This window comes from Bradyrhizobium sp. CCBAU 53415, from assembly GCF_028128735.1.
Classification (GTDB): domain Bacteria; phylum Pseudomonadota; class Alphaproteobacteria; order Rhizobiales; family Xanthobacteraceae; genus Bradyrhizobium.
In genome coordinates, this window is the sequence record NZ_LBJF01000001.1 from 1,141,702 (window position 1) to 1,162,663 (window position 20,962).

At 64.7% G+C, this 20,962-nt stretch carries 18 protein-coding genes and 2 pseudogenes; 7 read left to right on the forward strand and 13 right to left on the reverse strand.

The features are described 5' to 3' along the window. Nucleotides 1-41: 41 nt before the first annotated feature. Together XH87_RS05300 and XH87_RS05305 are read right to left on the reverse strand one after the other, a co-directional pair. Entirely contained in the window at nucleotides 42-1,007 is a 966-nt protein-coding gene (locus XH87_RS05300) for a DMT family transporter (RefSeq protein WP_271586420.1), read from the reverse strand. Between the two features lie 76 nt (nucleotides 1,008-1,083). Continuing rightward, a complete protein-coding gene (locus tag XH87_RS05305) occupies nucleotides 1,084-1,563 on the reverse strand; it encodes a PaaI family thioesterase (RefSeq protein ID WP_271586421.1) in 480 nt (159 codons plus the stop codon). Nucleotides 1,564-1,747: 184 nt separating this feature from the next. Between XH87_RS05305 and purL the strand changes: the two genes are divergently transcribed. Next, nucleotides 1,748-3,958, forward strand: a complete 2,211-nt coding sequence (gene purL, locus XH87_RS05310; protein ID WP_271586422.1) for a phosphoribosylformylglycinamidine synthase subunit PurL — start codon at nucleotides 1,748-1,750, stop codon at nucleotides 3,956-3,958. Nucleotides 3,959-4,094: 136 nt separating this feature from the next. On the opposite strand, the gene XH87_RS05315 is transcribed toward purL, so the two are convergent. Continuing rightward, nucleotides 4,095-5,279, reverse strand: coding sequence for an acyltransferase family protein (locus XH87_RS05315; RefSeq protein ID WP_271586423.1), 1,185 nt, complete (start codon nucleotides 5,277-5,279; stop codon nucleotides 4,095-4,097). Nucleotides 5,280-5,460: 181 nt separating this feature from the next. Here XH87_RS05315 and XH87_RS05320 point away from each other — a divergent pair, with 181 nt between their 5' ends. Further along, nucleotides 5,461-5,634: a DUF1328 domain-containing protein gene (locus XH87_RS05320; RefSeq protein ID WP_035707576.1), complete on the forward strand. Its 174-nt coding sequence runs from the start codon at nucleotides 5,461-5,463 to the stop codon at nucleotides 5,632-5,634. Between the two features lie 133 nt (nucleotides 5,635-5,767). Here XH87_RS05320 and XH87_RS05325 read toward each other — a convergent pair whose 3' ends face one another. Continuing rightward, on the reverse strand, nucleotides 5,768-6,127 hold the full coding sequence (locus XH87_RS05325) for a DUF427 domain-containing protein (protein ID WP_271586424.1): 360 nt from the start codon (nucleotides 6,125-6,127) through the stop codon (nucleotides 5,768-5,770). Between the two features lie 195 nt (nucleotides 6,128-6,322). On the opposite strand from XH87_RS05325, the gene XH87_RS05330 reads away from it, so the two are divergent. Further along, complete coding sequence (locus tag XH87_RS05330) at nucleotides 6,323-6,577, forward strand: BolA/IbaG family iron-sulfur metabolism protein (protein WP_035707582.1); 255 nt, start codon at nucleotides 6,323-6,325, stop codon at nucleotides 6,575-6,577. Nucleotides 6,578-6,616: 39 nt separating this feature from the next. Beyond that, the gene (locus tag XH87_RS05335) at nucleotides 6,617-7,810 is read left to right on the forward strand and encodes a low temperature requirement protein A (RefSeq protein ID WP_271586425.1); all 1,194 of its coding nucleotides are present in this window, start codon (nucleotides 6,617-6,619) and stop codon (nucleotides 7,808-7,810) included. Nucleotides 7,811-7,819: 9 nt separating this feature from the next. Here XH87_RS05335 and egtD read toward each other — a convergent pair whose 3' ends face one another. After that, nucleotides 7,820-8,791, reverse strand: a complete 972-nt coding sequence (gene egtD, locus XH87_RS05340) for an L-histidine N(alpha)-methyltransferase (RefSeq protein ID WP_271586426.1) — start codon at nucleotides 8,789-8,791, stop codon at nucleotides 7,820-7,822. Between the two features lie 48 nt (nucleotides 8,792-8,839). Next, entirely contained in the window at nucleotides 8,840-10,138 is a 1,299-nt protein-coding gene (egtB, locus tag XH87_RS05345; protein WP_271586427.1) for an ergothioneine biosynthesis protein EgtB, read from the reverse strand. Between the two features lie 238 nt (nucleotides 10,139-10,376). Here egtB and grxD point away from each other — a divergent pair, with 238 nt between their 5' ends. Both grxD and XH87_RS05355 read left to right on the forward strand, forming a co-directional pair. Next, nucleotides 10,377-10,703, forward strand: a complete 327-nt coding sequence (gene grxD / locus XH87_RS05350) for a Grx4 family monothiol glutaredoxin (RefSeq protein ID WP_035707586.1) — start codon at nucleotides 10,377-10,379, stop codon at nucleotides 10,701-10,703. Between the two features lie 3 nt (nucleotides 10,704-10,706). Further along, entirely contained in the window at nucleotides 10,707-11,276 is a 570-nt protein-coding gene (locus XH87_RS05355) for an O-acetyl-ADP-ribose deacetylase (protein WP_158671400.1), read from the forward strand. 112 nt (nucleotides 11,277-11,388) lie between these two features. Here the strand turns inward: XH87_RS05355 and XH87_RS05360 are convergent, their stop codons facing one another. The 7 genes and pseudogenes from XH87_RS05360 to XH87_RS05390 form a co-directional block, all read right to left on the reverse strand. Beyond that, the gene (locus XH87_RS05360) at nucleotides 11,389-12,456 is read right to left on the reverse strand and encodes a threonine aldolase family protein (RefSeq protein ID WP_271586428.1); all 1,068 of its coding nucleotides are present in this window, start codon (nucleotides 12,454-12,456) and stop codon (nucleotides 11,389-11,391) included. A gap of 345 nt (nucleotides 12,457-12,801) precedes the next feature. Continuing rightward, complete coding sequence (gene rpsD, locus XH87_RS05365; RefSeq protein WP_035707594.1) at nucleotides 12,802-13,419, reverse strand: 30S ribosomal protein S4; 618 nt, start codon at nucleotides 13,417-13,419, stop codon at nucleotides 12,802-12,804. A 236-nt stretch (nucleotides 13,420-13,655) separates the two neighbouring features. Beyond that, on the reverse strand, nucleotides 13,656-14,423 hold the full coding sequence (locus tag XH87_RS05370; RefSeq protein WP_271586429.1) for an acyltransferase: 768 nt from the start codon (nucleotides 14,421-14,423) through the stop codon (nucleotides 13,656-13,658). A gap of 344 nt (nucleotides 14,424-14,767) precedes the next feature. After that, nucleotides 14,768-15,541, reverse strand: a pseudogene (locus XH87_RS05375) (HpcH/HpaI aldolase family protein). Nucleotides 15,542-15,602: 61 nt separating this feature from the next. Continuing rightward, entirely contained in the window at nucleotides 15,603-16,400 is a 798-nt protein-coding gene (gene murI, locus XH87_RS05380) for a glutamate racemase (protein WP_035707621.1), read from the reverse strand. A 164-nt stretch (nucleotides 16,401-16,564) separates the two neighbouring features. Further along, nucleotides 16,565-17,371: a Crp/Fnr family transcriptional regulator gene (locus XH87_RS05385; protein ID WP_271586430.1), complete on the reverse strand. Its 807-nt coding sequence runs from the start codon at nucleotides 17,369-17,371 to the stop codon at nucleotides 16,565-16,567. Nucleotides 17,372-17,616: 245 nt separating this feature from the next. Beyond that, a pseudogene (locus tag XH87_RS05390) lies at nucleotides 17,617-18,707 on the reverse strand (SecDF P1 head subdomain-containing protein). Nucleotides 18,708-18,956: 249 nt separating this feature from the next. Here XH87_RS05390 and XH87_RS05395 point away from each other — a divergent pair. After that, a complete protein-coding gene (locus XH87_RS05395) occupies nucleotides 18,957-20,864 on the forward strand; it encodes an acyl-CoA synthetase (RefSeq protein WP_271586431.1) in 1,908 nt (635 codons plus the stop codon). Nucleotides 20,865-20,962 lie beyond the last annotated feature (98 nt).

Consider the following 20,962-nt stretch of genomic DNA (forward strand, 5'->3'; position numbering starts at 1 on the left):
TCAGATTGATTCCACGGCCACAGCTTGTTTGAGTCCTGACCCTAGCGCAGCTTGAGCTTCTCCGCAGGCACCGTCATCGCGGCAACGCCGGCCATCACCAGCAGCAGGCCCAGCGCCAAATTCGATGGCACGCTCTCGCCGAGCAGCAGCACCGACAAACCGACGCCGATCGGGATGCGCAAATAGCCTTGGGCGTTCGTGGTCAGTGTGCCGAGGCGGCCGAGGCAGACGTAGAACAGCATCAAGCCGAGCGCGCTGGAGACGATACCCATGACGATGGTGGCGACGATCGCGGTCGGCGTCGGGTGCAGCGTCCAGGGCTGGTCGATGATCAGCGAGGGGGGCAACAGGATGAAGCCGCCGAACAGCAGCGAGCCGGCCGCCACCACCATCGGGTCGTATTCGGAGAGGCGAAGACCGAAGATCGTCGCGCAGGCAAAGGAGATGGTGGCGAGCAAGATCGCGATCTCCGCGACGATCTCGCTACTGAGGCCGCGCAGCGCATCGAGGCCGACGATGGCGACAGTTCCGGCAAGTCCGAGGATCGCACCGGCGAGCTTGAGCAGCGTTGCCGGCTCGTGCCGCGTGATCAGCGAGGTGATCAGGAAGGCGAAGATCGGCGTCGTCGAAGCCAGCACCACCGTGTTCGAGGCCGGCACATATTGCTGCGACCAGGTGATGATCAGGAACGGGAAGGTCGAGTTGATCAATTGCTGGGTCGCGAACAGCTTCCAGGCCCTGGCGTCGGTCGGGAGCTTGATGCCGCGCATCCACAGGATCGCGAACAGGAAGGCGGCCGCGATCAGCGAGCGCGCCGAGATGAAGGTGATGGGCGGGATGGTGGGAAGCGCCAGCTTGGCCAGCGGATAGGTCGAGCTCCAGCAGCAGGCGAGCGTGAGCAGCAGCGTGTAGTCACGCCAGTTGCGTGCGCCGGCGGCGGCCACGGACGGCAACGGCGATGATGCGGAGGCCGCCGTGCCCCCCGTCGGCGATGTGCTCTGCGGCACCTTGTTCCTGCTCCCCGGCGCGATAGCGCTTGCCGGGAAGTCTGGGCGAGGGCGCGCGAAAAGGGAAGGCGCCGAGCTATGCGTTTGGCTGAGGCAGTGCCTTCCGCTTCATCCGCTTGATCGTGCCGGAAAAGGTCAGCAGCACGCGCGTCCCGGACATCATCTTGCCGCGCAGGAAGATCAGCGAGCCGCCGGCGCGGGTGACCTCGCCGGTGCATTCGATCAGCTCGCCCTCCCGTGCCGCGTCGAGGAATTCGCAGCCGAAATTGGTCGTCACCGCCCGGCTGTCAAGGACGTGCGTGGCGATCGCGAACAGGGAATAGTCGGCAAAGGCCATGTAGCAGCCGCCATGGACGTTCCCGGAGCCGTTGAGGTGCTTCTTCTCGACCCGGAAGGCGCTGCGGACACTGCCGTCCGCCTCGATCCGGTGCCAGAAGGGGCCGACATGGACCTCAAAACTATCGCGAATCCAGGTCCGCCAGCCCACAAATTCGCCCTCCGTGGCAATGTGGAGGTCGGGACGGCGGGGCGGGGGCGCTTTGGTCAATTCGTGCAAGGAAATGGGCCTTCAATTGCGGGTCTTTAGTCCTTAAATCCGATCCATTCGCGCCGTGCAATTCCTGTTCCCGCGGGGCCCCCGGCGCAAAACGTGGGACTGCGGGAAAATGCGCCATAAAGGGCTTTCCGCGAGCCCCCGATGTTCCTAAGAACGGCCAACCGCCGCCGAAAGCCCCGAATCCATGAAGAACGAACCCAAGATCACCCCCGAACTGGTTGCCGCCCACGGGCTCAAGCCCGACGAGTACGAGCGCATCCTGAAGCTGATCGGGCGGGAGCCGACCTTCACCGAGCTCGGCATCTTCTCGGCGATGTGGAACGAGCACTGCTCGTACAAGTCCTCGCGCATCCATTTGCGCGGCTTGCCGACCAAGGCTCCCTGGGTGATCCAGGGCCCCGGCGAGAATGCCGGCGTGATCGACATCGGCGACGGCCAGGCCGTGGTCTTCAAGATGGAGAGCCACAACCACCCGAGCTATATCGAGCCGTATCAGGGCGCGACCACCGGCGTCGGCGGCATCCTGCGTGACGTCTTCACCATGGGCGCGCGTCCGATCGCCTGCCTCAATGCGCTCAGCTTCGGCGCGCCCGAGCACCCGAAGACCCGGCATCTCGTCTCCGGCGTGGTGGCTGGCGTCGGCGGCTACGGCAATTCCTTCGGCGTGCCGACGGTCGGCGGGCAGGTGCGCTTCCACACCCGCTATGACGGCAACATCCTCGTCAACGCGATGGCGGTGGGCCTCGCCGATGCCGACAAGATCTTTTATGCAGCCGCCTCCGGCGTGAACATGCCGATCGTCTATCTGGGCTCCAAGACCGGCCGCGACGGCATTCACGGCGCCTCGATGGCCTCGGCCGAGTTCGACGACAAGTCCGAGGAGAAGCGTCCGACCGTGCAGGTCGGCGACCCCTTCGCCGAGAAGCTGCTGCTGGAGGCCTGCCTCGAGATCATGGAGAAGGGCTGCGTCATTGCGATCCAGGACATGGGCGCGGCAGGCCTGACCTGCTCGGCGGTCGAGATGGGCGCCAAGGGCGATCTCGGCGTCGACCTCGATCTCGACGTGGTGCCGACCCGCGAGACCGGCATGAGCGCCTACGAGATGATGCTCTCGGAGAGCCAGGAGCGCATGCTCATGGTGCTCAAGCCCGAGAAGGAGCAGGAAGCCGAGGCGATCTTCAGGAAGTGGGGACTCGACTTCGCCGTGGTCGGCTACACCACGCCGAGCAAGCGTTTCGTGGTCAAGCACGGCGGCGACGTCATGGCCGACCTGCCGATCAAGGAGCTCGGCGACGAGGCGCCGGTCTATGACCGCCCGCATGTCCCCTCCGCCGCGCTGCCGGTCGTGCATGCGCGCGAGGTGCCGGCGCCTATGGGCTTAGGTAGCGCGCTGGAGAAGCTGATCGGCACGCCCGACATGTGCTCCAAGCGCTGGGTCTGGGAGCAGTACGACCACGTCATCCTCGGCAACACCATGCAGCGTCCCGGCGGCGATGCCGCCGTGGTGCGGGTGCAGGACGGGCCGAAGGGGCTGGCGCTGACCGTCGACGTCACGCCGCGCTATTGCGAAGCCGACCCGTTCGAGGGCGGCAAGCAGGCGGTGGCGGAGGCCTGGCGCAACATCACCGCGGTCGGCGGCAAGCCGCTCGCGATCACCGACAATCTCAATTTCGGCAATCCTGAAAGGCCCGAGATCATGGGCCAGTTCGTCGGCTGTCTGAAGGGCATCTCGGAAGCCTGCCGCACGCTGGATTTCCCGGTCGTCTCCGGCAACGTGTCGCTCTACAACGAGACCAACGGCCGCGCGATCCTGCCCACGCCCTCGATCGGTGGCGTCGGCCTGCTCGACGATTTCACCAAGTCCGCCTCGCTCGCCTTCAAGGCCGAAGGCGAGGCGATCCTCCTGATCGGCGAGACCCATGGCTGGCTCGGCCAGTCCGTCTACCTGCGCGACATCTGCGGTCGCGAGGAAGGCGCGCCGCCGCCGGTCGATCTCGCCGCAGAGAAGCGCAACGGCGATTGCGTGCGCGGCATGATCCATGCGGGCACCGCGACCGCCGTGCACGACCTCTCCGACGGTGGCCTCCTGATCGCCCTTGCCGAGATGGCGATGGCGAGCGGTATCGGCGCAAAATTGCTCGCGGCGCCGGCCGCGCTGGTGCCGCATGCCTACTGGTTCGGCGAGGACCAGGCGCGCTATCTCGTCACCGTGCCGGAAACGGAAGCCGGTCGCGTGCTCGCCAAGATGCGTGGCTGCGAGGTGCCCTGCGTGCGGATCGGCACCACCGGCGGCGATGCGATCGCGATCGCAGGCGAGGCGCCGGTCGCGATCGACACGCTGCGCAAATCGTTCGAGCGCTGGCTGCCGGAGTACATGGGTGGGAAGGCGGCGTAAGTCGGTGCCACACACTCTGTCATTGCGAAGGGCGGCCCGATGACAGGTTCCGCGAAGCAATCCGGGATCCCTCCGCCGAGGCAGTCTGGATTGCGTCGCAAGGGCTCCTCGCAATGACGAGTGGAGAGGCCATGCCTCACAGTACGCGCGAGGCGCCCGGGATCTGCCGCAACGCTCGCGTAAGCGCCCAGCTCGCCGCGACTGTCAGTACAAAGCCGATCGTGGCCTTGACGATTGCCGGCAGGTCATAGTCGAACAGCCAGTATTGCAGCCACAGTGCGAATGGATAGTGCACCAGGAACATGCCGTACGCGTCGCTCTGCATTGGATCGAGCAGCTTGGCCGAGCCTGATTGCTTGAACCTCTGGAAAAAGGCCAGGATCAGAAACATGATGGCCACGCTGAAGACAGCGAAGCAGAGGGCATAGAGCCCCTCATACCAGTTCGGCAACGGCGACGGATTTCCCAGTATTTCGCGCTTGATGAAGATCAGCACCCAGAGCAGGCAATACGGAACGATCGCCAGCACCATCCAGTCCCAGCTCACCCTCGCCATCCGACCGTCTGCTGCGAGCAGTCCGCGATCCATATTTGCGACGCCGATGCCGGCCCCGAAAAAGAAGTAGCTCGCATAGAGCATCACGCGTCCGTGCTGGACCGAGAATGGGCCGAATTCGAACCAGCTGCTTTGGCCATAACGCATCAGCCCGGGAACATAGAACGCCGCGGTGACGGCAAGCATCACTGCGAAGAACACCGCGGGCCGGCGGCGACCGTACAGCGAGAGCCGGTTGATCGGATCGAGCAGATTGGGCGACAGCCGGTACAGCAGGCAGGCAACCAGGTCGAAGCCGAGCAAGACCCAGAGAAACCAGATCGGCCCGCTCGGCCACGGGCCCTTCGTGATCATATTCCAATAGTATTCCGAAAAGCCGATCTCGGGTTGGTGCCGGAGGGAGATGGCATAATAGGCGAGCGGAATGACCGTGAATGCGCAGATCACGAACGGCAGGCCAAGCCGAAGCAGGCGATCTGCAAGATAGTTCAGCGGTCCCTTGCGGGCGATGCCCGACCACGCAAACAGGCCCGACAGGAAGAAGAACATCGCCATGAAGAAGCTGTCGGTGGCGAGCACGATCATGTCGAAGCCGAAGAAGTACTTCGGATCGGTATGACCAAAATAGGTATAGGGAATCACGGCATGGTGGAGCAGCACTACCAGCGTCAGGAAGGTGCGGGCGCGATCAAGCGCCAGGTTTCGCGATTTGGCTTTGGGCACTGCGCTGACGTCGGCATGCCCCACGGTGGAAATCGATGTCATGCACGCCTCCCAGCAGGCTATGTCGTCAAATGTTGCAGCGGGGAACCTGATTCAGCAAGGCCGAATCATGCCTCGACAGCTCCGCTCCGGGTTGTTGCGGAACCCGTGACGCAATCCGCAGTTAGAACGAGTGAATGGATCGGCCGCCGTTGCCGCGGCCATGGTGGTCGCGGAGCGCGCAATGACAATCCTCAAATGGGCGTTGATCTTCCTGCTTGTCTCAATCGTGGCCGGTGTGCTCGGCTTCACCGGCATTTCGGCCGCCTCCGCCGATATCGCCCGCTTCCTGTTCTACGTCTTTGTCGTGATCTTCCTCGTGCTGCTGGTACTGGGCCTCACGATCTTCAGGGCTTAGCGGGCTTGCGCCCCACACTTTCAGTCGTCATGCCCGCGCTTGACGCGGGCATCCACGTCTTCCCTATCGATTGCCGCCAAGAACGTGGATTGCCGGGACGAGGCCCGGCCATGACGGCGGCGTACAGCGTCGATCACCCCACCTCCTCGATCTTCACCTTGTCCGGATAGAAGGCGAGATGGCCGGCAATCTCGGTCATGGCGGGGAAGGGCGTCTCATAGGTCCAGATTGCGTTGTCCAGCGTCTTGCCGTCGGCCTTGACGCTAAAATAGCTCGCGTCCCCCTTGTACGGGCAGTGGGTGACGCGGTCGGTGCGCTCCAGCAGGCCCATATTGGCGTCCTCTCGTGGCACATATTGCACCGCCGGATATCTGGCCTCCTTCAGGGTCAGGGCCTTGCTGGTCTCGGCGATCACGATGTCGCCCGCGGTCACGCGGACGCGTCGGGGATTTGGGGTGATGGTGATGGGGTGGTCGGGCCCTGGAAGCTTCATGATTTCACGCCTTTTCGATCAATCTGCCGCGCGCGGCACTTTGTCGTGCCTTTATCCTGATGGGATCACGGATATAGTGCCGGAAGGCGTGACGGAGAAGGCCGTTCACGCTAAGTTTGAACCTGCCGGAGCGGGGACCCCGGCACCGATTCGAACGCTTGGACCATAACTTGGACCATAAGGAGCGAGACCCGAATGCCCATGGACGCCCACGATATCGAGGCGATGATCAAGGCAGCGATCCCCGATGCCGAGGTGACCATCCGTGACCTCGCCGGCGACGGCGACCACTATGCCGCGACCGTGATCTCGGAATCCTTTCGCGGCAAGTCCCGCGTCCAGCAGCACCAGATCGTCTACCAATCCCTTCGCGGCCAGATGGGCGGCGTACTGCACGCGCTGGCGCTGCAGACCGGAGTACCCGGCGGACCTGGGGTGCCGGGCACTTGATCTGACCGGCTACGTGATCTGCCGCGACGGGGAGCGATGATGGCTGCAGACAACCCGCGCGGCGCGATGTTTCGTGTCATCGTGCCGAGCCAGCACAGCCGTGTCACCTTTGTCGAGCTGTTCTTCGACCTCGTCTTCGTCTTTGCCGTCACGCAGATCTCGCACTCGCTGCTGCACCATTTCACGCCGCTCGGCGCGGTGCACGTCGCGGTGCTGTTTCTCGCGGTGTGGTGGGTGTGGGTCTACACCGCCTGGGTCACCAACTGGCTCGATCCCGAGCTGACGCCGGTCCGCCTCCTGCTCTTTTCGATGATGCTGGGCGGCCTCGTGCTGTCGACGACGATCCCGACTGCCTTCGAGGGACGTGGCCTGGGGTTTGCAATTGCCTATGCGGCCATGCAGGTCGGACGTACCGCGTTCTGGCTGCTCGCAACGCCGCGGCATCGAACGGCCGTGCGGCACAATGCGATCCGCATCCTGACCTGGCTCTCGATCTCGGCGGTCTTGTGGATTGCAGGCGGTCTGTCCGAGGGGGACGCGCGGCTGTGGCTGTGGATCGCGGCGGTGACCTGGGAGTACATCTCGCCGGCGGCGCGCTTCTGGGTCCCGAAGCTCGGGTTTTCGTCGGTCGAGGCGTGGGCCGTCGAAGGCGGCCATATGGCCGAGCGCTGCGCGCTGTTCGTCATCATCGCGCTCGGTGAAGCCATCGTCGTCAACGGCGCCACTTTTGCGGAGCTCGACTGGACCGCGGACAATCTCCTGGCCTTCGTCTCGGCGCTGGTCGGTGCCATCGCGATGTGGTGGATCTATTTCCACAAGGGCGCGGAGGCCGGCTCCGAGCGGATATCCAAGTCAGCCGAATCCGGCCGCCTGGCGCGGCTCGCCTACACCTATCTGCACATGCCGATCGTCGCCGGGATCATCCTGACCGCGGTGTCGGACGAGCTGGTGCTGAAGCACCCGACCGGCCATTCCGACACCCGCACCATCGTGAGCACGATCGGCGGTCCATTGGTGTTCCTGGTCGGCACCATCCTGTTCAAGCACGCGATCCGCGGCTTTCTCCAGCTCTCGCACGGCGTCGGCATCATCCTGCTGCTGGCGCTGAGCTGGTTTGCAGCCGACCTCTCCCCGCTGCGGCTGTCGGTCGCCACCACGACGATCTTGATCGTGGTGGCGGTGTGGGAGTCGGTGTCGCTGGGGGCGACACCGGAAGAAGCGGCGGAGCATTGAACCCCGGCGCTACTCCGCGACCTCGAGCGCGTGCACCGAGAACATGTTCGCCGCGTCCGTCCAGCTCTCGCGAACGCGCCAGCCCGCGCCCTGCGCCAGCGCGGCGAAACGGTCGAGGCTGTATTTGTAGCTGTTCTCGGTATGGATGCTCTCGCCGGGGCGAAACGCAAAGCTGGTGCCGAGCAGGCGAACGGTCTGGCTCTTCCTGCTGATCAGGTGCATCTCGATGCGGTGCCGCTCGCGATTATAGATCGCGCGATGGGTGAAGGCGGACAGATCGAAATTGCCGCCGAGCTCGCGGTTGATGCGGACCAGCACATTGAGGTTGAAGCGCGCGGTGACGCCGGCGGCGTCGTTATAGGCCTCAAAGAGGACCCGCTCGTCCTTTTCGAGGTCGGCGCCGATGATCATCTGTGCGCCCCGGCCCAGAATGGCGCGGGCGCTCTTCAGGAAGGCCTGGGCCTCTTGCGGCTCGAAATTTCCGATGGTCGAACCGGGGAAGAAGCCGACCTTCGGCATCGATGCGACCTGCTTGGGCAGCTCGAACGGCGCGGTGAAGTCGGCGGCGACCGGATAGATGCCGAGCTCGGGGAAATCCCGCCTCAGCCCATTCGCCTGCGCCTTCAGGAAGTCGCCCGAGATGTCGACGGGCACATAGGCTGCGAATTTGCAGTGACCCAGCAACAGGCGGACCTTTGTAGTCGCACCGGCACCGAACTCGACAAGCGCCGCGTGCTCCGGAATGATTTTTGCGATCTCGCCCCCGCGCTCCTTCAGAATCGCAAGCTCCGTGCGCGTCGGATAATATTCCGGCAGGCGCGTGATCGCCTCGAACAGCTCCGATCCCGTCGCGTCATAAAAGTATTTCGGCGATAGCTTCTTCGGCTGCTGCGAGAGGTCTTCGATGGCCTCGCGGGCAAAGGCGGTGGTCTGCTGGTCGGGAAGATGGGCTTCGGCCAAAGCGCTGGCGCGCACATTCATGATGCTCTCCTGAACGCGCTGTCCGGCGCGCATTTGTCGTCGGAATTTCTAGTCGTAGTCGGCGAGGCGCAGTCCGGTGAACTGCCAGCGGTGGTGCGGATAGAAGAAGTTGCGGTAGGTAATGCGGCTGTGACCTTGCGGAGTTGCAAGCGAGGAGCCGCGCAGCACCAGCTGGTTGACCATGAATTTGCCGTTATACTCGCCGAGCGCGCCTTCGACGGCGCGATAACCGGGGTAGGGCGAGTAAGAGCTGCGGGTCCATTGCCAGACGATGCCGAAGGCATCGTTGAGCTGGCCAGCCCGGGCCGCGACCTCCCATTCGATCTCGGTCGGCAGGTGTTTTCCGGACCAGCGCGCAAAGGCGTCGGCTTCATAGTAGCTGATGTGGCAGACCGGAGCGTCGGGATCGACCGGTTTGAGGCCGGCCAGCGTCATCGTCTGCCATGCGCCGTCGACCTCGCGCCAGTAGCCCGGGGCCTGCCAGTCGTCCCTGCTGGCCGCGGCAAAGCCGTCCATCAGCCACAGGGTTGCGGTCCGGTAGCCGCCATCCTGCATGAAGGCGAGCCACTCGGCATTGGTGACGAGGTTGCGGGCGATCTTGACCGGACCGACGAGGGCACGATGCGCCGGCTTCTCGTTGTCGAAATGGAAGCTGTCGTCGACATGGCCGACGGTGTGGATGCCTTCATTGAGTGTCAGCCAGTCATCGCCGCTACGCGTTGCGGGCGGGAAGCGCCAGTCCGGGTCATAGGTCGGGTAGATCGGGTTCTGCGCAAAGGCATGCAGGATGTCGGTGGACATCAATTCCTGATGCTGCTGCTCATGGTTGAGCCCCACCTCGACGAGCGGCGCGATTGCGCGAAGCTTGTCCTCGCCAGCCCCGCGGAAGAATTCGACGACGGCAGCATCGACGTATTTGCGATAGGCGCCGACCTCGTCGGCGCTCGGCCGGGTGATGTCGCCGCGATGATTGCGGGCATGTCGCGGGCCGGCGCTGACGTAATAGGAATTGAACAGGAACGCGAAATCGGGGTGGAAGGGCCGATAGCCCGCAGCGTGCTCGCCGAGCAGGAACTGCTCCCAGAACCAGGTGGTATGAGCCCGGTGCCATTTGGTCGGGCTGGCATCGGGCATGGACTGGATCTGCTGGTCCTCCGGTGACAGCGGTGCTGCCCGCCGTTCGGTCTCATTGCGGACAGTGAGAAACGCCGCCTCGAGCCGCTGGGCGAGGTCGTCCGGGTGGAAGGACGGTGACGAAAGCTGGGGGGCGGCCGTAGCTGAGGCTGGTTTCGTCACGTTTTTCTCCAGACAGGACAAGAGAACGTTGTTGGCGCGACCCGGTTCCATAACGAGCGTTCGTCCTAGATAGGGGCTCTGTTACGGTATGAAAGTCCTCTCCGGTGATGATATTGATGTCATCAGCCTATGGACCTGTTGGGCTCGGCATGATTGCCCGGGACCTGTCGCCGCCATTTTACTTTGGATGCACAACGGTTTGGGCTACATATATAGGCAGGTATCGGGTTAAATCGGCTGAGCCGGCCCGAAGCAATTGGTGAGGGCTCTGCCCCAGAAGGACACGGATATGAGCATCGCGGAATTCATCGCCAACGAAGTGAAGTCGAACGACGTGGTTCTGTTCATGAAGGGTACGCCGCAATTTCCGCAGTGCGGTTTCTCGGGCCAGGTCGTCCAGATCCTCGACCATATCGGTGTCGGCTATAAGGGCCTCAATGTCCTCGAATCCGCCGAGCTGCGCAATGGCATTAAGGAATACTCGAACTGGCCGACCATCCCGCAGCTCTACGTGAAGGGCGAGTTCGTCGGCGGCTGCGACATCGTTCGCGAGATGTTCCAGGCCGGCGAATTGCAGCAGCTCTTCTCCGAAAAGGGCGTCGCCGTCGCGGCCTGATACATGACCGTGCTGGCGCGCCGGATCGGTGGCGCCGAGTTCGAGGTCATCGTTGCCGACATCACGACACTCGGCGTTGACGCCATCGTCAACGCCGCCAACACGTCGCTCCTTGGCGGGGGCGGCGTGGACGGTGCGATCCATCGGGCGGCCGGGCCCGAGCTCGTCGCCGAATGCCGCATGCTCCACGGCTGCAAGACGGGTGACGCGAAGATCACCAGGGGTTATCGGCTCAAGGCCGCACATGTGATCCACACCGTCGGTCCGGTGTGGAATGGCGGCACGCTCGGCGAGGACGAGCTGCTCGCCTCCTGTTATCGCCGATCGATGGAGCTGTGCGGCAAGCACCGGCTGACCTCGGTGGCATTCCCCGCGATTTCGACCGGCATTTTCCGCTTTCCTGCCGACCGGGCGGCCGATATCGCCGTGCGCGCGACGATCGAAGCGCTCGCTGCTGCGCCGTTCGTTGCGCGCGTGGTGTTCTGCTGCTTCGCCGAGCCAGGCGCCAAACTCCATGCCGAGGCGCTTGCGCGACACGGCGGCCCCGGCGGGATCGGCGGTGCTATTTCATGATCGATCTGAAGCAGGACATGTTCTTCTTCGTCCACCTGGCGTAGACCCGTCGCAGCGCAGCCGGATTCAACTCGAGCTGAAGACGCTGATCCATCAGGCGATGGGGCGGTGCTTAAGCGCCGCGCACGATCTCGCGGACGTATCCGATCGTCTCCTCGATCTGGCTCGCATTGACGTCGAGATGGGTGCAGGCGCGGATGCGGCCGTCCATCATCGCAAGCGTCACGCCGCGCTGACGGAGCGCGGTGACCATCTTGTCGCCGGGAACGCCGGCGCCGTCCGGCTTGAAGAACACGAGATTGGTCTCGGGCTCCTGCACCTCGATGCCTGAGATCTGCGACAGTCCGCGGGCGAGCGCCCGCGCATTGGCGTGGTCGTCGGCGAGGCGATCGACGTGATGGTCGAGCGCGTAGATGCAGGCCGCCGCGCAGATTCCGGCTTGCCGCATCGAGCCACCAAGGCGTTGCTTCCACTGCCACACCGCATCGATGAAGGCGCGCGAGCCCGCGAGCACGCCGCCGATCGGCGCACCGAGGCCCTTGGAGAAGTCGATCCAGGCCGAATCCCAGCCCGCGGTCATGTCGCGCGGAGAGATGCCGCTGGCCACGGTCGCGTTGAGCAGGCGCGCGCCGTCCATATGGGTGACGAGGCCGTGCTGCCTGGCGATCGCGACGATCTCGTCGAGTGCGGCCTTCTTCCAGATCGTGCCGCCGCCAATATTGGCGGTCTGCTCGACGCTGACGACGGTCTGCGGCGGCTGGTAGCGCGTGCGCGGGTGCAGCGCCTTCCGGAAGGTCTCCGGCGTGAACTGGCCGCCATCGCCCTTGAGCTGGGTGACCTGGAAACCGCCGATCGCGGCATGCGCGCCACCCTCGCGGGCGATGATGTGCGCGGTCTCATGGGCGAGGATCTCGTCGCCGGGACGGCAATGCACCAGCGTCGCAGTGACGTTGCACATCGTGCCGGAGGGCATGTAGACCGCCGCTTCCTTGCCCAGCAGATCCGCGACGCGCTCGCACAGCGCATTGACGGTCGGATCGTCGCCGACCTGCTCGTCGCCGACCTCCGCCCGCGCCATCGCCTCGCGCATCGCGGCCGTCGGCCTGGTCTGCGTGTCCGACAGCAGATTGATGCGCACCGGTGGCGCCTTGGGATCGATGGGGGGAGGGGTGTAGAGCATGGCGTGTCTCATTCACGAGTCGAACAATTGCGACGTATTGCGTGCGTGTCCCGATGACCTGTCAGCCAAGAGAACGTTGAGCGACGCGCTGCCGCGCGGCGAGGAGGATGTCGTCTGGCGTGTCAGCTGTGAAGATATTGCAATCAGGCAGAGCGAACAGCCCCTGATATCGGCAGATCTGCTCGTCGCGGGGGAGAGCCTCCCATACTCGAAGCGCCGCTTCAGTCGGCGCTGCCGAAGGCAGAGTGTTGGCGGACTGGTTGGCCATCTGAGACATTGAAAGCACGCTATCAAACAAAAAGGCCCCGGAAAACCGGGGCCTTTGAGCAATGGATCGCGGAGATATCAGCGCGAATAGAATTCGACGACCAGATGCGGCTCCATCTGCACCGGGAACGGCACGTCGGAGAGGCCGGGGATGCGCGTGTACTTCGCGGTCATCTTGCCATGGTCGACGTCGAGATAGTCGGGGACCTCGCGCTCGGGCAGCTGGCTGGCTTCGAGCACGTGGGCGAGCTGCTTGGAGGCTTCCTTGACCTCGACCACGTCGCCGACCTTGAGCTGATAGCTCGAGATGTTGACCTTGCGGCCGTTCACCTTGACGTGGCCGTGGTTGATGAACTGGCGGGCGGCGAAGATCGTGGAGACGAACTTGGCGCGGTACACGACCGCGTCGAGACGACGCTCGAGCAGGCCGATCAGGTTCTCGCCGGTGTCGCCCTTGAGGCGGCTCGCCTCGACATAGATGCCGTGGAACTGGCGTTCGCTGATGTTGGCGTAATAGCCCTTCAGCTTCTGCTTGGCGCGGAGCTGCACGCCGAAGTCGGAGAGCTTGCCCTTGCGGCGCTGGCCGTGCTGGCCGGGGCCGTACTCGCGGCGGTTCACGGGGCTCTTCGGGCGGCCCCAGATGTTCTGGCCCATACGGCGATCGATCTTGTACTTCGCCTCACTGCGCTTAGTCATCGCGTCCTCTTCGGTTGCATGGTTTGAGGAAACGCGCCCTCCTGTGTGACGGGCCTGGCCCGGCACCGACAGGTCCGATCCCCAAAGCTTAAGGGACTTGACCACGGGTCGCGAAACGCTTCGCGGGCCGAAATCGGCCCGCGAGCAAGCGGCTTTTAGGGGAGTTTGGGGTTCGCTGTCAATTCTTTAGCCGTCATTCCGGGGCGCCCGCAGCACCGGGATGACCCGCCACGCGTTCAGGTCCCGACCGCCCGGATCGGCTTCGAGCCGGCCGCTCGCAATTCGGCAGCGATTTCAGTGTTCAGGACCTGTTCCAGCCGGGTCAGGACCCGGGCAATCGGGGCGGCGTCGGTGACCCGGTGGTCCCAACGGATCACGACATGGATGGTCTGGTTGGGCTCGACGCGCCCATAGCTGATGATAAAGGGGCCCGGCGTGATGGGGTGGAGTTCGCCGCCGCCATAGGCCGCCACCGAGCTCACTCCGAAGCTGCCGAACCAGTTGCCGCGCTGCCGGCCGAAATTCAGGCCGATGGCCCAGGACAGGCGTCGGAGCGGCAGCGGCAGGCGGGTCGCCCGCATGATCTTGCGGAACATCGGGACGTCAGCGATCGGCGCTGTCTTGCCGTGCCGGATCTCGGCGTCGATTGCCGCCAGCGACAGGGCCTCCGGCGCGGCGATTCGCTGCGGCATCACGCATTCCTCGCCGGCCTCGACCCGGGCGATCGCCACCAGCGCCACGCTTTTCGGCAGCTCATAGAGGGCCGGCCACGGCCATTTGGCGTAGACGGTGCGCAGGATCGGCTCGTCTCGGGCAACCAGGGCGAAGGCCTTGACGAACATCGCGGCCCAGCCGGTGGGCGCTGTTGCGCCTACGCGGGCGTCCAGCAGAGGGCGGATATCGAGCGAACGGGAGAGCGAAACGAAGGGCACGCCCATCGAAGCGTGCATGAGGTCGCAGATCAGGCGGCGCCGCAGCGAAATGGTCTTTGGCGTCCCGCGCATTGGTCTCCGGTTCCTGGGATAAGATTAAAACATGTGCAACGAGCACGTCGACCGCTCGCCGCGTGCTTAGCATGAACCAACCGGCCTGGGGCCGCTGGGTTCGACGCTTTCAGAGCGCCGGCGAAGTCAGCGGCGTGGTCTTGCCGGTGGCGTGAATGATCAACAATTTCAATGATTTGTCGCCGTGGATCGCGGCGTCGTGCACTGCGCCGGCCGACCGGCAAAGGCGAGACCGGCAAAGGACAACGCGGGCAAAGTCTTCTTGAGCATGTTTTTCCTCCCTGAACCGCGGACCCTAGCAGCGTCCTGGTTCACGGCAAGGCCGACCCGCTCGTTGCGGCGATTCAGCGCTTGATGCCCTCGAACGCCGCCACGATGCCGCGCTGGAACAGCGACCAGTCGAAGCCGAGCGCGATCGCGCGGTAGCCGCGGTCGATCAGGGCGTTGGCCTGGTCGGCGGTGCGCGCCACGCCGCCGATCGGCACGCCGCTTCTGAGGATGCCGGCCTCGGCGCGCGCGATCAGCTCCAGCAGCTCCGGGTCGTCCATCTGGCCGCGCTTGTTGATGGAGGTGGCGAGATCGCCCGGGCCGATGACGGCGACGTCGATGCCCGGCGTCGCCATGATCTCGTCGATGCGATTGACCGCGTCGACATGCTCGATGGTGATCATGCAGATCATCTCGTCATCGGCGCTCGCCATGTAGTCCGGCATCGACTGGCCCCAGCGGAACGGGGCGTGGAACGGACCCCAGAGCCGGTCGCCGCGCGGCGGGTAGCGCACGCTGCGGACCGCCTTCTCGGCTTCTGCGGGCGTGGTGATCATCGGAAAGTTGATGCCGAAGGCACCGATGTCCATCGGTGCCTTCGCGAGCCACGGCTCGTTTGCGGCGATCCGCACCAAGGGGGTGCAGGCCGTGCCGGTCGTGGCGGCGATCATCGCATGTGCTTCGGTCAATCCGATCGGGCCGTGCTCGAGATCGACGATGATCCAGTCGAGCGAGCGCGCCATGATCTACACGGTCTGCACGCTCGGAATCGTCGCAATGGCGCCGAAGGCGGGGCGGCCCTCGCGCCAGAGTTGACGGAGACGGTTGAGCGGCGTGGACGGGACCGACATGGAAAATGCCTGCAAGAAAATGACGACGGCGAGCCTAGCAGCGCCCGGTTGCGGCGCAAGGTCAGGCCAGCACGCGCCCGCCGAAGAATGGTGTCAGCGTGGCCGAAAGGCCATGAACACGGTTCGAGGTGAAGATCATCTCGGCACCGGACTGTGCGATGCCGCCGCTGTGCGCACCCAGCAGGTCCGAGACGCGGCGCGCGATCGCCGGCGCCGGATCGATCCAGTCGACCGGCCAGGGGGCCAGCCGCTTCAGCCGATCGAGCAGCAGCGGATAGTGGGTGCAGGCGAGCACCACGGTGTCGGTGCGCGCGCTCGCGTCCGCGGCATCGCCGACGAAGCAGGGAGTGAGTTCGGCGAGGATGTCGCCGTCGCTGATCGCATCGCCGCCAAGCGCGGCCTCGGCGAGCGAGGCGAGCTCGGGCGAGCCGACCAGCGTCACCTCGCATCCCTGCGCGAAATCGCGGATCAGCGCCTTGGTGTATTCGCGCTTCACCGTGCCCTTGGTGCCCAGCACCGAGACGCGGCGTGTCTTGGACTGCGCGCAGGCCGGCTTGATCGCCGGCACCGTCCCGACGAAGGGCAGGGAATAAGCGGCGCGCAGATGCGACAGGACCAGGGTGGACGCCGTGTTGCAGGCGATGACGATGAGGTCGGGATCATGCGTGCCGATCAGCTCCCCCATCAACGGCACGACACGGGCGATGATCTCGTCCTCGCTATGGTGGCCATAAGGGAAGAAGGCGTCGTCGGCGACGTAGACGAAATGCGCGTCCGGGCGCGCGGCCACGACCTCACGCAGCACCGTGAGCCCGCCAAGGCCGGAATCGAACACCAGGATCGTCGGAGAATTGGTCACGTCAATACCCTAGCCCGCCATGGTTACCATTCGGTTTTTGGGGCGATTTTGCGGCGGACCCCCGCAAAGACCGGGGGGCGACGTCTCGTGTCCCGGACGCGAGAGCGCGCCTTCTTCTCCACATCACGTCGTCATGTGCGGCCTCACGTGGGACGCGCGCACGGTCACGCGATCCTGTTCGTGGTGGCCGCGCGCTCCGTCGCAAGCTGCCTCTGCAAGCGATCGATGTTCTGCAGCAGGCGCTGGCTGGTCAGCACCAGGAAATAATATCCGAACTGCGGATCCTGGAAGTAGATCTCCAGCAGCCGGTCGTAGGTGATCGTCAGCACCTGTCCGTCCTCGATGCATTCGATGGTTCCGGTGCGGCGGTTGTCCGGCGTCAGGAAGCCGAGTTCGCCCATCAGCGCGCCCGGTAGAATCTCGACGTTGATCTCCTTGACCAGGAACTTGCCGGTGACGGTCAGGAGCATCTCCTTGGCGGGATCGCCCAGCTTGAACAGCGTGTCGCCGCGGCGGTATTTGCGCTCGGTCATGAACGGCTTGAGCCATTCGATCGACATGTCGCCTTCGGCCGCATGGCGCGCCTTCTTCACCAGCTTGAGCATCTGCCGCAGGCGCAGGCCGTTGATCGGAAGCAACAGAAGATACAGCAGGAACGTCGCGACATTGGCGGAGAGTGCGCCGAAAACGGCGAACAACGCGCAGCCGATCATATTGGCGACGCGCAGCGGCACCATGGTCCGCATCAACAGGGTGGCGACGAAGAAGCCGGCGCCGACCGCGGCGAACAGATTGGCCAGCGTGATGTTGTGGACGAAGATCTCCAGGAGCCGATTGAAGATCGCATCGTAAGTGACGTTGTTCGGGTCGAGGCCCATCTGGACCAGGACCTTGGCGATCCTGAGGTTATCGGTTGCCGCATCGAGAATGCGGTCGAGGATCGACGAGATGTCTGCGCTGCCGGACGGCATGATCTGGTCCCCGCGTAAGGCCTTCGGTCGTGGTCGGCACTCGTATAGCCGAAATCGAATGACGACCGATTGAATGACGCTTCCGGCCGTCATGCCGCAAGAGGCAAATTTTAGCCTGATCGGGCGTTTCGGCAATTGCCCGTTGGTTGCGCGTCTGGCCGCGGCGCGGCCGTGATTCGGGGCAGCGGGGCAGGCTTTGCCGTCGCGGAGGGCCTGGACGCGGCCGGGGCGGGCGCGACCGTCGCTTACGGGTTGGCGGCGGGTTGCACGACCTGCTGCTCGACGAGGCCGAGGCGTCCTGGCAACGAGCCGGCGCGCAGCAGCATGGCGACGCTGTTGGCCTCTTCCAGGGTGAAGTTGCCGGCGATCTGGCCCGAGCCGCGGTGATGGGCTCGCGGATCACTGGAGCGGAGATCACCTTGTCGTCGAGCACGATGGCGAAGGGTTTTCCGACGTTCTCTGCGGTGATGTGGGCGAAGCGTCGCGTGCCGCGGCCGTTGAAGCGGAACGAGGCGATCGGCTCCTTTGTGTCGCTCGTCAATCCCGGGCCGGCATGGCCGATGTCGCCGCCGTCGAGCGCGCTGTCCTTGGCGACGAGATAAGGAAGCTTGACCTTGAAGCCGAGCAGAACTTCCGTGCCCGCGGGCGGCGTGCCGGATTGCGCCTGCTCCGCGGACATGGAGATGTCGATCAGGCGAAAGGCGACCGTGACCTTCCTGGCGAAGATCGCGGTGGCGCGCTCGGGCTCCATCATGCCGGGCAGAAAGATGCGGATGCGGTCTGTCCCATCGGGTTGAACGCCGGCAAGCTTGATGCCGGCGTCCTTGAGGCGCTGCTCGATCATGGCGATGGAATCTTCGACGAGGTCGCGCAGCCGCTCGGCGGATGCCGCATCGGCGGGTGCGAGCCTGATCAGACCGTCTCCGCCACCAGTCACGGTGAGCGCATGCGCGGGCAGTCCCTCCGCCGCCGCCGCGAGCTTGCGCGTGAGCTGTTCGCGACTTTTGGCATTCGCGATCTTCACGTCGACGCCGCCGTCGCGGATCGCAAGGCCGGAGAAGGCGATCCGGCCCTCGCGCAGGGTCTTGTAGACATCGTCGCGCAGATCCGTGACGATCGCCTCCTGCAAGGCGTTGGTGTCCACCTTGTAGACGATGTGCGATCCGCCCAGCTTCTCCATCTTGTCGGTGATGAAGGCCGCGATCCTGGCACGCATCTTGAACTGGCTCTCGGCGAGCGCGGCGGAGGGCGGGGCAATCGCTACTGCCATGATCACTGATGTCATCGCGATCTCGGCGAATAGCCGAGGGGAGCGATTCCGCGGAGGCGTAGCCATAATCACCTCAAGTCTTGCGGCAGGACGCTGACAGACGAATCCAATGCCTGTTCTTGGTCCCCGGTCTGGGCGCGGAGGTTCAATGGCCGTCCAAGCCGGCCTTGATCGCCGCAGTCGTTAGGGAATGGACGAAGCCTCAATCATCCATCATTCTGTTCCCCGCTCGGCCGGCCATCGGCCGAGGCCTCGCCGAACCAATTGTCAAAAAGACAGGGGCGGGAAAATGCATCTGAGGGAGGACGGAATTCCATGGCGGGCATCCACGCGCTCGATCGTTTCATCGGCAACGACTATCCGGATCTTTTGACGGACGAAGAGGTCCGGGCGTTCGAGCAGGTCCCCTACGTCGACCGCATTGCCGCCGAGAGCACCTATGACGCCATCAGGCTTGGTGCGGCGCGCAACCCTGACGGTGCGGCGATCCAGTTCCTGCAAAATGCCGATCTCGCCGACGCGCCGCTGGTCGTCACCTATCGCGATTTCATGGCGCGCGTCACGCAGGCCGCCAACATGTTTCACGCGCTCGGCGCCGAGAAGGGCGACGTCATCAGCTTCATGCTGCCGCTGGTACCGGATGCCTTCGTCACTCTGTTCGGCGCGGAGGCCGCCGGCATTGCCAATCCCGTCAATCCGCTGCTCGAGTCGCACCAGATCGCGGAGATCCTGGAGGCCGCGAACACCAGGATCCTGGTCGCGCTCGGACCGATGCCGGGCACCGACATCTGGCAGAAGGTCGAGCAGATCCGCCCGCAGCTCAAGCATCTGAAGGCCATCGTGCAGGTGTTCGGCGGCGGCGATCCGGACAAGGGCATCTTCGCCTTTGGCGACCTGATCAAGCAGCAGCCGTCGGACCGGCTGGTCAGCGGGCGCAAGATTTCGGGTGCCGACATTGCCGCCTATTTCCACACCGGCGGCACCACCGGCACGCCGAAGCTGGTGCGGCACACCCATGCCAACCAGGTCTATCAGGCCTGGGCGCTCAATCTGCTGTTGAAGGCGAAGCCCGGCGCCAATCTGCTGTTCGGCATGCCGCTGTTTCACGTCGGTGGATCGCTGACACAGGTGCTGACGACGCTGTCGAGCGGGGGCTCGCTGGTCGTGCTGTCGCCGAGCGGCTGGCGCAATCCGAATGCGGTGAAAAATATCTGGCAGCTCGTCGAGCGTTTCAAACCCGAGGCGCTGTCGAGCGTGCCGACGGTGCTTGCCGCGACGCTCGCGGTGCCGCCTGACAATGCCGATATTTCGAGTCTGAAATACGCCGCGGGTGGCGGCTCGGCGATCCCAGTCGCCGTCGGCTCCGCGATCCAGGACAAGCTCAAGCTGCCGGTGGTCGAGGTCTACGGCATGACCGAGACCTCGAGCGTGCACACGCTCGCTTACCCCGGCCGGCCGATCCGGCTCGGCTCGGTCGGCCTTCCCATGCCCTACGCGCGGGTGCGTGTCGTGCAGCTCGACGCCGATGGCCGCCTGATCCGCGACTGCAAGCCGAACGAGATCGGCGTCGTCATCATGGCCGGGCCCGGCGTGTTCGGCGGCTATCTCAACGACGAGCACAACAAGGGCGCCTTCGTCGACGAGGTCTGGGTCAACTCCGGCGATCTCGGCCGCCTGGATGCCGACGGCTATCTCTGGATCACCGGCCGCGCCAAGGATCTCGTGATCCGCGGCGGCCACAACATCGACCCGGCACCGATCGAGGAGATCATGTTCCGCCATCCCGCCGTCGGCTTCGCCGCCGTGGTCGGCCAGCCCGACGCCTATGCCGGCGAGCTGCCGGTGGGTTATGTGCAGTTGAAGCCGGGCGCAAAGGTCGAGCCGGGCGAGCTGGAAGCCTGGGTGCGCGAGCGTACACCGGAGCGCGCCGCCGTCCCGGTGCAGGTCATTCCGATCGATCCGATGCCGGTAACCGGTGTCGGAAAGGTGTTCAAGCCGCAGCTGCGCTGGGACGCGGCCGAGCGCGTATTCGCCAAGGTGCTGGCGCCGCTGGTCGAGCGCGGCATCGACTGCAAGGTGAAGGTCGGTCCGCACGGCAGCCACGGCTCGATCGCGACCGTGACGCTCGCCAGCGTTGCGGAGGACCAGCGTGAGGCCGTCGCGAACGAGGTGCACAAGCTGCTTGCACCGTTCGTGATGCGTCACGAGGTGGTGCAGGCGTAGGTGCTTGCGTTGAACTGTAGCCCGGACGAGCGAAGCGATATCCGGGAGGGTGTAGCTTCCCGGGTGTCGCTTCGCTCACTCGGGCCACGAGCGCAGCG

Coding starts and splice junctions, on each gene's coding strand:
- purL (WP_271586422.1), top strand. CDS start 1,748: ATGAAGAACGAACCCAAGATCACCCCCGAACTGGTTGCCGCCCACGGG.
- XH87_RS05315 (WP_271586423.1), bottom strand. CDS start 5,279: ATGACATCGATTTCCACCGTGGGGCATGCCGACGTCAGCGCAGTGCCC.
- XH87_RS05320 (WP_035707576.1), top strand. CDS start 5,461: ATGACAATCCTCAAATGGGCGTTGATCTTCCTGCTTGTCTCAATCGTG.
- XH87_RS05325 (WP_271586424.1), bottom strand. CDS start 6,127: ATGAAGCTTCCAGGGCCCGACCACCCCATCACCATCACCCCAAATCCC.
- XH87_RS05330 (WP_035707582.1), top strand. CDS start 6,323: ATGCCCATGGACGCCCACGATATCGAGGCGATGATCAAGGCAGCGATC.
- XH87_RS05335 (WP_271586425.1), top strand. CDS start 6,617: ATGGCTGCAGACAACCCGCGCGGCGCGATGTTTCGTGTCATCGTGCCG.
- egtD (WP_271586426.1), bottom strand. CDS start 8,791: ATGAATGTGCGCGCCAGCGCTTTGGCCGAAGCCCATCTTCCCGACCAG.
- egtB (WP_271586427.1), bottom strand. CDS start 10,138: ATGGAACCGGGTCGCGCCAACAACGTTCTCTTGTCCTGTCTGGAGAAA.
- grxD (WP_035707586.1), top strand. CDS start 10,377: ATGAGCATCGCGGAATTCATCGCCAACGAAGTGAAGTCGAACGACGTG.
- XH87_RS05355 (WP_158671400.1), top strand. CDS start 10,707: ATGACCGTGCTGGCGCGCCGGATCGGTGGCGCCGAGTTCGAGGTCATC.
- XH87_RS05360 (WP_271586428.1), bottom strand. CDS start 12,456: ATGCTCTACACCCCTCCCCCCATCGATCCCAAGGCGCCACCGGTGCGC.
- rpsD (WP_035707594.1), bottom strand. CDS start 13,419: ATGACTAAGCGCAGTGAGGCGAAGTACAAGATCGATCGCCGTATGGGC.
- XH87_RS05370 (WP_271586429.1), bottom strand. CDS start 14,423: ATGCGCGGGACGCCAAAGACCATTTCGCTGCGGCGCCGCCTGATCTGC.
- XH87_RS05385 (WP_271586430.1), bottom strand. CDS start 17,371: ATGCCGTCCGGCAGCGCAGACATCTCGTCGATCCTCGACCGCATTCTC.
- XH87_RS05395 (WP_271586431.1), top strand. CDS start 18,957: ATGGCGGGCATCCACGCGCTCGATCGTTTCATCGGCAACGACTATCCG.